This is a genomic window from Nostoc sp. JL34 (assembly GCF_017114945.1).
Taxonomy (GTDB): Bacteria; Cyanobacteriota; Cyanobacteriia; order Cyanobacteriales; family Nostocaceae; genus Nostoc.
Map to the genome: position 1 here is coordinate 21,406 of NZ_JABXKQ010000009.1, position 11,818 is coordinate 33,223.

17 protein-coding genes are annotated in these 11,818 nt (G+C 42.1%); 11 read left to right on the plus strand and 6 right to left on the minus strand.

All coding sequences use genetic code 11. From position 1 onward, the window contains the following. Positions 1 to 54: 54 nt before the first annotated feature. The 3 genes from HWQ44_RS00530 to HWQ44_RS00540 all read right to left on the minus strand — a co-directional run bounded on the left by HWQ44_RS00530 (position 55) and on the right by HWQ44_RS00540 (position 4,246). On the minus strand, positions 55 to 3,258 hold the full coding sequence (locus HWQ44_RS00530; protein ID WP_292713540.1) for a primase-like DNA-binding domain-containing protein: 3,204 nt from the start codon (positions 3,256 to 3,258) through the stop codon (positions 55 to 57). Between the two features lie 492 nt (positions 3,259 to 3,750). After that, positions 3,751 to 3,996, minus strand: a complete 246-nt coding sequence (locus HWQ44_RS00535) for a hypothetical protein (RefSeq protein ID WP_366931332.1) — start codon at positions 3,994 to 3,996, stop codon at positions 3,751 to 3,753. Between the two features lie 58 nt (positions 3,997 to 4,054). Beyond that, positions 4,055 to 4,246: a hypothetical protein gene (locus tag HWQ44_RS00540; protein WP_141699832.1), complete on the minus strand. Its 192-nt coding sequence runs from the start codon at positions 4,244 to 4,246 to the stop codon at positions 4,055 to 4,057. Between the two features lie 264 nt (positions 4,247 to 4,510). On the opposite strand from HWQ44_RS00540, the gene HWQ44_RS00545 reads away from it, so the two are divergent. From HWQ44_RS00545 to HWQ44_RS00595, 11 genes are all read left to right on the plus strand, one after another. Beyond that, positions 4,511 to 4,675, plus strand: a complete 165-nt coding sequence (locus tag HWQ44_RS00545) for a hypothetical protein (RefSeq protein ID WP_292713542.1) — start codon at positions 4,511 to 4,513, stop codon at positions 4,673 to 4,675. A 180-nt stretch (positions 4,676 to 4,855) separates the two neighbouring features. Continuing rightward, positions 4,856 to 6,040 (plus strand): hypothetical protein, encoded by a 1,185-nt coding sequence (locus HWQ44_RS00550; RefSeq protein ID WP_292713543.1) that lies wholly within the window; start codon positions 4,856 to 4,858, stop codon positions 6,038 to 6,040. Then, on the plus strand, positions 6,021 to 6,215 hold the full coding sequence (locus tag HWQ44_RS00555; protein ID WP_292713544.1) for a hypothetical protein: 195 nt from the start codon (positions 6,021 to 6,023) through the stop codon (positions 6,213 to 6,215). The genes HWQ44_RS00550 and HWQ44_RS00555 overlap by 20 nt, the downstream gene beginning before the upstream one ends. Positions 6,216 to 6,246: 31 nt before the next feature. Further along, positions 6,247 to 6,468 carry a hypothetical protein gene (locus tag HWQ44_RS00560; RefSeq protein ID WP_292713546.1) on the plus strand — a complete coding sequence of 74 codons (222 nt, stop codon included), beginning with the start codon at positions 6,247 to 6,249 and terminating at the stop codon, positions 6,466 to 6,468. Between the two features lie 92 nt (positions 6,469 to 6,560). Beyond that, entirely contained in the window at positions 6,561 to 6,818 is a 258-nt protein-coding gene (locus HWQ44_RS00565) for a hypothetical protein (protein WP_292713547.1), read from the plus strand. Between the two features lies 1 nt (position 6,819). Continuing rightward, positions 6,820 to 7,230, plus strand: coding sequence for a hypothetical protein (locus tag HWQ44_RS00570; RefSeq protein ID WP_292713549.1), 411 nt, complete (start codon positions 6,820 to 6,822; stop codon positions 7,228 to 7,230). Further along, complete coding sequence (locus HWQ44_RS00575) at positions 7,230 to 7,946, plus strand: hypothetical protein (protein ID WP_292713551.1); 717 nt, start codon at positions 7,230 to 7,232, stop codon at positions 7,944 to 7,946. Before HWQ44_RS00570 ends, HWQ44_RS00575 begins: the two co-directional genes overlap by 1 nt. Positions 7,947 to 8,010: 64 nt before the next feature. Beyond that, positions 8,011 to 8,610: a hypothetical protein gene (locus HWQ44_RS00580; RefSeq protein ID WP_292713552.1), complete on the plus strand. Its 600-nt coding sequence runs from the start codon at positions 8,011 to 8,013 to the stop codon at positions 8,608 to 8,610. Between the two features lie 107 nt (positions 8,611 to 8,717). Continuing rightward, positions 8,718 to 9,179, plus strand: coding sequence for a hypothetical protein (locus tag HWQ44_RS00585; RefSeq protein ID WP_292713554.1), 462 nt, complete (start codon positions 8,718 to 8,720; stop codon positions 9,177 to 9,179). 222 nt (positions 9,180 to 9,401) lie between these two features. Continuing rightward, complete coding sequence (locus HWQ44_RS00590; RefSeq protein ID WP_292713556.1) at positions 9,402 to 9,737, plus strand: hypothetical protein; 336 nt, start codon at positions 9,402 to 9,404, stop codon at positions 9,735 to 9,737. Between the two features lie 63 nt (positions 9,738 to 9,800). Beyond that, complete coding sequence (locus tag HWQ44_RS00595; RefSeq protein ID WP_292713558.1) at positions 9,801 to 9,992, plus strand: hypothetical protein; 192 nt, start codon at positions 9,801 to 9,803, stop codon at positions 9,990 to 9,992. 179 nt (positions 9,993 to 10,171) lie between these two features. On the opposite strand, the gene HWQ44_RS00600 is transcribed toward HWQ44_RS00595, so the two are convergent. The 3 genes from HWQ44_RS00600 to HWQ44_RS00610 all read right to left on the minus strand — a co-directional run. After that, positions 10,172 to 10,555, minus strand: a complete 384-nt coding sequence (locus HWQ44_RS00600) for a DUF6516 family protein (protein ID WP_292713560.1) — start codon at positions 10,553 to 10,555, stop codon at positions 10,172 to 10,174. Further along, complete coding sequence (locus HWQ44_RS00605; RefSeq protein ID WP_292713562.1) at positions 10,545 to 10,835, minus strand: hypothetical protein; 291 nt, start codon at positions 10,833 to 10,835, stop codon at positions 10,545 to 10,547. The genes HWQ44_RS00600 and HWQ44_RS00605 overlap by 11 nt, the downstream gene beginning before the upstream one ends. Before the next feature lie 196 nt (positions 10,836 to 11,031). Continuing rightward, positions 11,032 to 11,818, minus strand: a 787-nt coding sequence (locus HWQ44_RS00610) for an AIPR family protein (RefSeq protein WP_292713564.1), incomplete at its 5' end; no start/stop codon positions are given.

Sequence of the window (11,818 nt, forward strand, 5' to 3'; positions counted from 1 at the left end):
GCTGCCAAATTCCCTAATCGGGTTTTACATCGGTGACAATAACTGTTAACTGATTTAACGCAAATGATGCAGAAATTTTATCCAATCACTCCTGAAGATTTCTAATTGACATAATTGACATTTATTGCCTCGATAGTCAATTGTTGCGCTACAGAAATATGAAGACATTAGTTGAACGCTCTTAATGATTCCGACTTGCCACTTGCGAACACTGTCGTTGAAAAACTCAACTTTATCCCCAACTTTCAATTCCGGGCAAGATAATTCGCTTTCTCGTGTATTTATCAATTCACCATCTTGTCGAGGAGAAAACCCAGCTACAGGATGGCTGTCCAGGCTGTCCACTCCGTTTTCGACAAGATTTACTTCCTGGACAGGCTCAAACCCAGCCACAGTAAGACTGTCCAGGTTGTCCACAAAGTCATTGGAGACTGAAGGGTTATCAGTTAAATTGACAAATTGATTAACTGCACAATCAGAATTTAACTCATCTTTTTTTTGCAATGCTAATTCTTGGGGGGGGACAATTGGACAGGGTGGACAGCCCTGCTGTATAAGGCTTTCAGCCTGTCCAGAGTCCAATTGAGGGGTATTTAGTGGGTGGACAGGGTGGACAGGTAAGCTGTGTAAGGGTTCTGGCGTTTTGGTGGGGTGAAAAAACTCCTCGAATTCTTCTATTCCCCCTTCAAGGCATTTATCTTTAAAGCAATACCAAAATTCCGAAGAAGATTGTGAGCTATCCGGTGGCCCCTCCGGTACTTTCATCTCAAAGACCCCAGCCAGTGGTTCAATGAATGCAAAGTGGGACTGAATTCTTTCACGCTTTCCGTTGACCGTGGGTGTCCAGCTACGTTCCTTGAAGTTGTGGGGCAAGACTGTTTTTAAATGGCTAATAAATTTGGACATCCCCAAAGGAGCATAACCATGTTCCCGGCAGTAAAGTACATACCAACTGTGTAAACGACTTTGTGGGATAAATGTTTCGGTCGATGAGGGGCGTAAGCACAAGTCCACAAAGGATTTGGTCGAGTCCCCGTACAAAGATGCCTCTAGCGCCAGATTCTTTGCCCGATCCGAACTTGGTGGCGATAACAAAATGCGATCGCGTTCTGCTCGTGGCATCGCTAAAGCCCAAGAAATTATGTCCGACTTCACCTCTTGTAGCTTCAGCCACAAGTCTGGGTCAGGGGTTATATCTCGGTTTTTGACTGGGATTGGGTAAGCTCGACGCATCCAGCCGTCGCCAGCATTTTCGATTTGTAGATGACTTACAGAGGCAATCCAAAACCGAATGTACCACTGGATTGAATAAGCTACTGGATTGAATAAAGCGCGTCCGCTCATTGGCCCATTGTCAACTAATTCGTAAAAAGCTCGGACTCCTTCGGCATAACCTCCTACGTCAGGGAATCCAAATATCCGCTTTCCACTTAAATATTGATGCCGTCCTTCAGGTGTAGAAATATCCGCAAAATGTGTGGCGCTACTAGAGCCGGACTCGCCAAATAAACTACTCCAAAACCTTCCCAATGTCCCCTTGCCCCCACCACTTAAGCCAATTAAGTGGGGAAACCGACCATAAGGGGCAGTTGGGTCTAAAAACATACTTGTGAACGCCCGAATCACTTCAACCAATTCTGACCCAAAGCTCTCATTTAGAAATTTCAGAAAAACTTCTGGGCATGGTTTGTTGGCCTCGTAATCGTGGGGAATAATATTAGTGAGGTAAAAATCTTTGCGATGAGGCATTTGTTCACCAGTTCGCAAATCAACAACACAATTGTTAAACCCTAATAAATGAGTATTGGTTGGCAGTGGTTCTGCTGGTTCTAAGCGACTGCGGCAATATTTAAAGGCAGATTCCTTGTGTGCGTTAGTTTCGTAAGGCTTGGTTATTCTCCAACCAAATGTTTTTGTGTAAGAGAGCTTGTAAGCGGATTCTCCAGCGTCAGCGAGGAGCTTGTAAGCTTTATTATCATCTTGGTGTTGCCATAGCAAATTCTCTTGTGACCACTTGTAAAAGGATGAATTTACTACCATCCATTCAGTTTGAGGAAAGATTTTTCGGTAAGCCCAGCCATCAAAAGTACCCGCCGTCACGCAGTTAGAATAGGGTAAATTCATGGCAGTGCATACAGGCAAGTAAAATGCCTCTGGGTCTGCTGGGTCAATATCTATTTTGGAATTAGATAAATCCGTAACTTCTTTTTCAATAGTTTCGGATTCTGCCAAATCTTGCGATCGCTGCGCTACGGCCGCGTGAATCTCCTGCTCTAACCGACGGATAAATTCTGGTGTTTCCATCTGCCCCAAGATTTCTTTGATGTCACTTGATTTATATGGTAAATCGGGGCAGATGTCGTGAGGGTTAATTCCAATAAATGCAATTCCTACCTCGGCTGCACATTCAGAACACGTCTGGAGTTTCTTTAGCCCAGTGTCATCGGGGTCATGCAGAAAAACAATTAATCCTATGCCTGCTTCAATTGCGCGTTGATATTCTCTTGTGATAGTCTTTTTATCCCATCCACTGCCTTGGAACGTAATCCCAGCAAGACCATGCTTTCGACCAACTTCTACGCATCCCTCGCCTTCATGCTGGAGTAGTGCTGGGGTGACATTTACTGATTTAGCACAGGCTAAAGCTTCATCAATGCGATATGCTCCCCAAGGCAAATCGCCTTTTTTCATTTGGGGTGTGCCATCAAGTCGCCTATGCCATTGCCGAAAGGTCTTGCTGTAACCTTTCTCCTTATTGGCATCTGGCCACTGGTAGCGAACCACCCATTGCGACTCTGAGTAAGGATAAATTGTTTCGGTGGCATTGCCCTCAACATCTTTTGGTGGTCTACTCGTTAATTTTTTCGGTTGGGGAATATCTGTTACAGTAGAGGTCAACATCACCAAACCTAATTCACCATCTGGAATTGGCGCACTTTTGGGCAAGATTCTCTTGGGCTTTGCTGCCAAACGGTTTAGGGATGGAGTGTAATTAGCCCCTGTCCTTTCTGCTAGAACTTCAGCCCAAGGTTTAATCGCCTCTCTGACGTGTTTGCACTCACAACCGTTAAAGCATCTGTACTTCCCGGTTTCTGGGACAATAGATAAGTCATTCCCGCCACAAACTGGACAAATAAACTTATCTTTAGCTTTGGACGGCTCTAGCTGGTCTTGAAAATTTCGGATGTCGAAGGAGGCGAACGCCCCTGGCATAGCGGAACCGCCAACGGACTCTTGTCCTGTTAATTGGGCTACCATTGTGAAATCCTTGTGAGGTAAATTGTGTGGGCTTTACCTCCCCTGAAGATTCACCAAAATTTTAATCAAATTTCTCGTTAAACCCGTTGTAGGAAGTTGTAAGAAGTACTAGGAACTGATAACATTAGGTTATAAAGAAATTTAATAGAAAAAAACTACGGGGTGTCTTCTAAGACTGTTAAACAACTTGCAGCAAACAAGTTGAGTCTTGGGGAGGCATTCTTTTCTTATGTATATCTGGTGACATGACACTTAGAAAAGATGGACTAAGGGTATAGTCTTATTACATAGTAAATTATCTCAGGCAAAAAAAATAATAAATATCTCAGCTTTATAAAATAAAACAATTTATCTATTTTCCTCAAGCCAAGACATAGCAAAGCTTTTACAAGTTTTTAACTAACATTAGAAACCAGATAAATACCCCACTATATTAATACTAGTAGTGTGACTAAAAATAATTCAATTTGTTGATACTGCTTCAACTTGACCTTAATCTAAGATTTTGACTGACTTAATACCTTGGCTGCATTTTGTCACTAACAGCCATCTTTTAGCCTCTGGTTCTAACGTGGGCATGATTCTCCAGTTGAAAACATCTGCCCAAGTTTCGATCCCGTGAGTGTTTGCAAAACTGACTTCAAGTTCCTTGAACCGTACCCAATCGCGATCGCTGATAGCTGTCAAAACCGGGATAAATGTACTTAGTGGCATTAGAGTTGCTGTTTCAGTCAACATACCTGTTTTTATCTATAGCCTTTGAAAGCAATTCTACACCTAATACGCTAGTACGCAATTATCCTTGTGAATGCTGCTTATCCAAAAATTCCTGGACTAGCTCACAGATCACGGTGTCCATTGTCCGATTATTTTTAACGCACCACAGCTTAAATTCTGTATGCATATCCTTTGGCATCCTTGCTCTAAGATGTGCCACTTCATCTGGTTTATCCCCTTTAGGTCTACCCACAATTACGCAATTACTCATAAACTCTACTTTTAGATTATCTACTTATAATCAGTAATTTTCATTTTTGCGTACTAGAGTTATAGCGTAATAGAGTAATTTAGTGTTATAGTGTGGCTATGGCATAAATGCCACGGTTTGACGAAGCCTGTATCAGATGGTTGAAACGGCAGAGTTACTTAATTAGCCACCACGCAAAAGCAGAGAAGGCAAAAGCGCCAACGGCAGACAAGATACACGTATTCTTGGCGACTTTAGCCTGCAAATTTATTTTGAGGAGAATTTATGCGAGTAACAATCAGGCAATCTCTACACCCATTTATCAGCAATAAAGCGCAGGAATTAGGCATTAATGACTATGCAGAGGTAGTTAACTTCCTTTTACTTCAGATTTTGCAAAATTCGATGCTGTCACAGACTCAGGCTACTGGGAGCCAAGATACTCAGTAGTGTTTCATAGATACGTTTCATGAAACAGTTTCAACGGTTGCATCAATGTTTCAGCCTCACAACAACCGTGAAACGCTACTTACACGAGCCAGAAACATGAAACATGAAACATGAAACGTTGGTTGATGATGACTACTTTTGCTTGTGACAGTGACGATAAAAAGTTGAGGGTAAAACGATATGTCAAGACCTAAAAAACAACCAACATCTATAAGTGCGAATGCACCCAACACAAACGAGCCTGAAACTATAACAGAGAAAGCATCAATGCCATCAAAAAAGGTAATTCATTTGATGCTAGATGCTGGACGCTCCAGTATTAAATATCAGGCTTTCGTTAATAACGAAACTGGCACAACACCAGTGATGAAGACCGAATCTTTAGTGTGTTGTGTGCCATCAGTGCCATTTGGAGAATTAGGAGCTTTCAGCCTAAGCCGAGGCAAAGATGAAAACAACAAAGATGTTGTAGAGCATTGGGTCGTTGGTAGCTCCGCCAGACTGCAAGGCAAAGAATATATAGCGATGAGTGATTCCGAGAATCACAAAGTACACTACTTCCCCATCCTTGCATTAGGCGCAATCGCATCTCTGCCGAATCTGCTTGAGTTGTCCACGGGTACAAGCGCCAAGCGTAGAACCTTGCATATTCGTTTATCAACCCTCTCGCTAGCTTCCCCATTAGAACTAAAAAAAGCCATTGAACAATGCAAGTGGATAACCGTAGATGGTGTTAGATACCGTTTGTGTTTTTCTAAACTTGGCTTTCTGGGATTTCCAGAGGGGTATGGCGCGTCACTTTGGGCAAGCGAACGCTTTGACGATAAACAGTTCCATACTTTTGATATTGGATATGGTACAGCCACAATCAGCGAATACAGTAATCAAGGCTTATTACCAAAACGGGTAACTTGTAGTCCAAATGGTGGCGGTGGTGTTGCCACACTAATCAAAGAATTCTCCAGAGCATTGAGCAACACCGATTCTTCTAAAATGATTCGCCCCTCCCAACTGCGCGAGATTTTAGAAACTGCAACCGTTGGTGATAACGGCATAAGTGCGATTGCACCTGATGGTGAAGACATTGGGACTGAGTTAGAGAACGCGATTCATTCATGGATGAAAGATTCTCCCTTGGCTTATGCCCTAGATGACATATCCGTGAAAGCCAGACGCAGCAAAGTAACTTTGTGTGGCGGTGCATTTGCGATCCCACCTGTGCAGATGTTGATCAAAGAAAGATTACTTAAATCTTGTATTCCAGAAAGTAATTTGTTGATTCCAGAAAATCCGGGAACCGTTGCTTTATCAGAAATGAAAAAACTTTACTTAGGAGAAACGAGTGATGTTAAACAAGCGGCTTAATTACAACGTCCCTCAAGACTTAACTCCAGCCATCAGAATGCTTGCAGAAATGGATGGTACAACCCCCGCTTACTGGCTGAGAAAAGCTCTAGAGAAAGTAGTTTCGGAAAGATTTTCTGTCAATAGCAATCATCAAATCAACTTAGGGGATTTGGAGGCGATAAGAGGTGAATAATATCAAGTTTAACTTTCAAGCGAGGTGCGAAATGAATAGCAATGTTAGCACAGAAGAAATAGTCATCGTTCTGGCTGGTGTTGAGCAAACTTTAAGGTTGATTCAAGCTACCCCCGAATACAGGAGGCTGCAAACATCGAAGCATTTTACTACATCAAATGACTTGGTTTTGAATGATGCCATTCAATCAATTTCTGAAGTTTTAGATGGCATTGAAAAAGTACAACTTGCTAACAGTTCTGATGAGTATTAATTGTGCGAACGCTTGCCCGGACAAGAAAAGCGTTCGCCCAGTTGTGACTTATATCAGGGATGAAATCAGTACACACATTCAAGGATATCAAAATGGCGCACCCCGTAGGATATTACTCTCTCTCTCACGACAACGTACTAATTAAAGATATGTGTGAGACATGGGGGGAAGGACTAGAAAAGATGAGCGAATCAGACACGCTCTGGTTAATTGCAAAAATCGCACATGAAGCATGGCTAGAGTGTGATTCTAGTGATGCTCCATCGGATGAGGCTTCTTCAGTATGGAAGCGGCTGTATGAGCTAAAGCAATGGGAGAAGTTTGCACTAATCAGCGCAATGGCACAGTGAGATGTACAAGAAGCAATTGTATTTAGCCTTGGTTGGTGTCGGGGTCTGCTTCTTGCCTGTAATTATCCCCTTAGTACCCAAGTTGGGGGCTTATGCAGAAGCCGAAAGATTAAAAGCCACCGAAGGATTAGAACGTCAGCGCATAGAAGAACGGGCAAAAACCAGCGATGCCTTATACGAGGCGGGAGTCATGCCCACAACTCGAAAACTAAGAATCACGAATTACTTAGATAGCGCTAAACGCAATCCCAGACCAGACACAACCCTTTATCAAAATGATGAGATTATTGATGTCTTTGACGCAACGGGTAGGTGTATTGGGCTAATTGAAGAAGGAATTTGGAAGTGGAAGCACAAAGCCAAAGGGATTTGTAAAAGCGTTCAAAATATCAAACCAGTAAGGAGGAAGTAATGGCGTTAGGAACATCTGGTGCAGAAAGTAATAGCACTGGTAACAGCGATGGTAAACCCAAGGGTAAGAAGCGAACGCTTGGTGAAATCATTGATTTTTGCGCCAAAGCTGTTGTGATGATTGTTGGCTTACCCATTAGGGCAGCCGCCGCGATTGTCAATCAGTTTGTTGCTAACGGTGGCGCGGGTCGTGCATTAGTTGGCGGGATTTTATTTATTGGCGGTTCTGTAATTAGTGCTGATTCAACTTGGCAATTAATCTTTACTGGGCCCCCTGTTTGTCCTTGGTTTGAGCCGGCTTGGAATTGGCTAAATGTGCCGTTTGCACTGTTCAACCCCTTGTTTTATTTGGCATTTATGGTTTCTGTAGGTGTTCAAGTAATCGAAGCCCACGCCCTACGCGGTAAAAACCCAGATTCAGCTAGGCGGGAACTTCAAGACCATATCATTTATGAGCTTGAAACCAAGCCTAGTGGCAAGATTGACCTTGTTGGTGAGCTTTGGAAGGATTATAAGACCGCAGGTACACGCGATCGCTCTAGCGCTGGGTTAGTTGTGATTGCGGTTTGGGCATTCGATATTGTCACCACCTTTGCGGCTCGTAACCCATTCGACTACACAGCCCCATTCATGATTTTGGGTTGCATCTTATTTAACATCGGCACAATGATGGCGGGTGAAATTGGGTTCGCTATTTGGCGGTTGACCAAAGATTAAAGTGAGCGCCGCTTAATAACTCTTGAGTGGAGCGGCACTCACTACTCAACAGGGCATTTCTTTTATGCAAAGTAACAATATCCCAAAAATTACAACTAAAGAAACTGAATATTTGCGCGAGCAATATCCTAGCTTGTCTCACTTGGAAGCTGGAAATATCGCCCAATGGCTGCAAGAGAGAAAAGATGGATTATTTGAAATGGCACGGGCATCTGAGAATGAAGCAGACATGACCCGTGTACTTGGTTTGCTGGCTTCTGGGATCGGAGCGGTTTGTTATGCGGTCAACCCACTGGCACTAGTTGGTGGTTTAATTGGTGGTGCTGCGTGGTTATGGTTTATTGTCGAACATTCTAACAGAACCAAGGAGATTGCCCCCTTGCCTTTTGTGCGCGGTAACTTTATAGACGCTCTAGCTCTTTTGGGAGATTATGATGCTAGGAGCAATTATCAAGCGGATCATCTTGCCAATACTGTTAAATTCCTAGAACGACAATCAGCAGAAGAGTACACCTTTCTTCATGCTGAGTTTGAAAATATTGTCCAATATTTAACCCAAGTTGAACCAGGAAAACGTTTTTACGCTTATCGCTGGATGTTTGGTTGGTTTGGCAAGCTCAAGGGCCGTCAGCTACCGACTTATGAAAGCATGGCTCTAACCTGACAAGCGTAGTCGGTAAAGCTACGGCTGGGCTGGCAGATACCTTTAAGCAATCGGTTAACTTTATTGGCTGCGTAGCTCAAGCGGTTAGCGCTGGTGGTCTACGCAAAATGAATGTTGCTAGTGGAGAATATTTCAAAGCCAACCCTAACAACTTTGGAGAACCCGTTAGCGGTGGCAATCTGGGCATGATTCCCGAATGGCTAAAGACCCATTTGCACCCAGGCAATGGGCAACCAGATCCAGCAAGAACATTACTTCAGTTCTTCCCAGAATTAGTTCAACAGCATGAAAGGGCAGTCATACCAAGAGGGGAGAAAATTGCGCCATCAGACGCAGTTAATCACCTGGAGTCCATTTTTTCAAAGCCTTATCAAGAGCAAGAGGTGGAATTTCTGGAAGTAGAATCCATTAGTGTTTCTGAGGCTGATTTAGAACAGATTGTGGCAATTGTTGCGGCTACTGCTAGTCCTCCAGCTTCTTTTGCCGCTATCAGAAACAGCCGCAAGTGGGGCGAAGAGAAAAAGAGTGTTCTTTCTTTACTTAAGGAATGCCTTATCACAATTGATTGACACTAAGCAATTGTGCGGAAATGAAAAAGATGGCTTCAGTGTAACGAATATTAACCAGTAATATTCGTTACACTGCCCGTTGAGTTCCGGTCAAGTTCCTGTCGAGTTCCGGTATTCTTACATCTTCAAATACTGTTGAAAAATAGAGTCTTTTTATTTCTCCAGTAAGATTTAATTTTTTCTAAACATTTTCCAAAATGTGGAAGCATGAGAAGTTTAAAAATGAGCGATAAATTAACCACAGCATTACAAAAATTAGCCATAAGTCCAGTTAAAGCAGACAGGATGGCTATTTGTAGATTGGAAAAAGAGTACGGCGCTTCTTTCTCAGAAATCGTTGGTGAACTCGAAGATTATGCCATCGTTCACCAATCTATTCAAGACGAAAGAGCTAAACCCAGAAATCAGTTAATTATCGTTTGCTGTTATGGCTGTCTTTGGGGCGCAGTGATCGGAATTGCGACGTTATTTATTAAGCCCAGCGTTACTGTAGCAGCGATTGGGTTGGGTTTTACGGCTGGAGTGTCTGGTAAATTGTTGGTTCAAAAAGGGGAATAAATCGAAGTAGGTGAAGATGGTTTTTAATTATTTAGCTGAACTCTTAGATTCATTGGAGTAAATATGTCTTGGTCGAAATCTATTTCTCTTGATGTTGCTAATAAGCTTTTTGACGTAATTGGGGTTTCTTTTGAGCAGAACGAATTAGAGGGCGGTTACATCGCTAAACATGAAAGTAAAACCTTAAGAAGAGCAACCTTAACCGCTTGCTGTATCGCTGTTTTAACTGACTGGGTAACAATTAAAGAGGATTAATTTGACTGTAGACGGATAAGGGATAATACAGCGAATGTGAATTCCTGGCAGAGCCATTGTTAAGGTCAGACTACGCTTTTCTAACAAAGGTGTAGTCTACAGCGAAAATAAATTAGTCGATGTCAAGCGATCTCTGAAGACATTGTGGACATTGGCAACGTCTGCCGTAGGAATCGCACTTATACTAATATTTTCTCAATTTCTTTTAGGATCTCAGCTAAAAAAGGAGCATCTGATTTAACGATATTATCCTCACTCCCATCATGTTTATGATGAGGGAAAGTAATCAGATTTAATTTTCGGTGATGTTGTGTATTGTCATAGCGAAAAATTAGATTATTCTCTGAATTCATATATTGATAACTATACATTTTTCTATCTAGGGATATTTCAACATAAACAAATTCCCTCAAATGCAGCAAGGAGTTATCTTTAAATTCGAGTTTGGCTCTGATAAAACCTTCGTATATTCCTCTTTTTTCAGTTTTTAAATGAAATAATTGGACTACTTTTGAGGATTCCATTAAAATTTGAACTTGCTGAAAATAATCTTCAATCAACAAAATCAATCTCCTCTATTGACTCTTTTGTTTGGTGTAAATGTGCCAGCATTCGAGCTTCTCCAATCCACTCATCAAAGTCAAAACTATGAGATAATTCATCATTATTAAACTGAGTGATAAATTCCTCAGTTGATAATTTATATTTCGTTTCAAATTCCTGAATCCGTTCTTCTGTTCTTTTGATTCCTGCTGTCACACTCTGTAATCTTTCTGACAAAGCACTTTGAATAATGCGTCTGAGGGAATCTGGATCTTTTGACCGGAGTTTGAGTTCAGCCATTATTTTTCCTCTCTTGCTACTGTTGAATTCACAAAGTAACCCTTGAATGAGCAGTTGTTATTGTATATGGAAATGGAAAATAATCTGTGAGCAATAGCACTTTTTCGATTCCACAAGTTAGTCCATCACTTAAAACAGTTATCAGTCAAGTCGTAAAGTCCTTGGGTTTTAACTGGTGACTGATAACTGTTTACTATTAAAAGCCATCGCCCATCCAAAACGAATCTCTCAATAGAAACCTTGTACTATTATTTCTTTTCTTACCTGCTTGTACACGCCCTTTTGTACCTTGTGTCACCTCCGATTCTGACTCTTGCTTGCCGGAGTTAACCATTTGCATCAAGTGCTGATTGAGATAACTTTGCGCCGAGATATACAGACTTTCCCAAATCTCTTGATTGCGGCTGATTTTTGTCCCGACTGTATTTCCTGCTGTTTTCTCCGATACTAAGTATTTGCGGAAGTAGTTAGTCCACAGGTGTTGGAGAAAATCTTCGGCGAATTCGTTAAACGGCAGAATCCATTTATAGTCTTTATCCAGAAATACCCGATAGGACGCAATTATCGGTAGTGCCAAGTCGGTTGGCGCACCAAACCCAAATGAATACTTGCTGTCCGGCAACAACGTTGTTTTACGTATATCTATTGATGCTAAATCGTTCACACCCTTTCTTCTGGGGTTGCTGATATGTTCTTGGATTATTTCGTAAAGTCTTTGCTCTATCCACAAGGCTTGAGATAGCAGAGGCAGTAAGGCGGTTAACCGTTCCCTTTCTGTGTCTGTGATGTTAGATGGAATACTCATACCTGCTGGATGCTTGGCTCGTTTATTGCCGTCGGGATTGTATTTATTTCTGTCGAGGCAGTAAAGGAGCTTGAGCAAGTGGGTGACATTACACTGGGCATTTCTAAGAGCGCCGCTTTGATTCTGGTAATAGGCAATGCGGAATTTCCTATCTTCTTTCTGTTCTAACTGGGCTAAA

Bases quoted from the DNA above. Each gene is read 5' to 3' on its own strand.
- HWQ44_RS00565 (WP_292713547.1), top strand. From the start codon at position 6,561: ATGGCGCACCCCGTAGGATATTACTCTCTCTCTCACGACAACGTACTA.
- HWQ44_RS00545 (WP_292713542.1), top strand. From the start codon at position 4,511: ATGCGAGTAACAATCAGGCAATCTCTACACCCATTTATCAGCAATAAA.
- HWQ44_RS00530 (WP_292713540.1), bottom strand. From the start codon at position 3,258: ATGGTAGCCCAATTAACAGGACAAGAGTCCGTTGGCGGTTCCGCTATG.
- HWQ44_RS00605 (WP_292713562.1), bottom strand. From the start codon at position 10,835: ATGGCTGAACTCAAACTCCGGTCAAAAGATCCAGATTCCCTCAGACGC.
- HWQ44_RS00535 (WP_366931332.1), bottom strand. From the start codon at position 3,996: ATGTTGACTGAAACAGCAACTCTAATGCCACTAAGTACATTTATCCCG.
- HWQ44_RS00575 (WP_292713551.1), top strand. From the start codon at position 7,230: ATGGCGTTAGGAACATCTGGTGCAGAAAGTAATAGCACTGGTAACAGC.
- HWQ44_RS00585 (WP_292713554.1), top strand. From the start codon at position 8,718: ATGAATGTTGCTAGTGGAGAATATTTCAAAGCCAACCCTAACAACTTT.
- HWQ44_RS00570 (WP_292713549.1), top strand. From the start codon at position 6,820: ATGTACAAGAAGCAATTGTATTTAGCCTTGGTTGGTGTCGGGGTCTGC.
- HWQ44_RS00540 (WP_141699832.1), bottom strand. From the start codon at position 4,246: ATGAGTAATTGCGTAATTGTGGGTAGACCTAAAGGGGATAAACCAGAT.
- HWQ44_RS00590 (WP_292713556.1), top strand. From the start codon at position 9,402: ATGAGCGATAAATTAACCACAGCATTACAAAAATTAGCCATAAGTCCA.
- HWQ44_RS00555 (WP_292713544.1), top strand. From the start codon at position 6,021: ATGTTAAACAAGCGGCTTAATTACAACGTCCCTCAAGACTTAACTCCA.
- HWQ44_RS00595 (WP_292713558.1), top strand. From the start codon at position 9,801: ATGTCTTGGTCGAAATCTATTTCTCTTGATGTTGCTAATAAGCTTTTT.
- HWQ44_RS00550 (WP_292713543.1), top strand. From the start codon at position 4,856: ATGTCAAGACCTAAAAAACAACCAACATCTATAAGTGCGAATGCACCC.
- HWQ44_RS00580 (WP_292713552.1), top strand. From the start codon at position 8,011: ATGCAAAGTAACAATATCCCAAAAATTACAACTAAAGAAACTGAATAT.
- HWQ44_RS00560 (WP_292713546.1), top strand. From the start codon at position 6,247: ATGAATAGCAATGTTAGCACAGAAGAAATAGTCATCGTTCTGGCTGGT.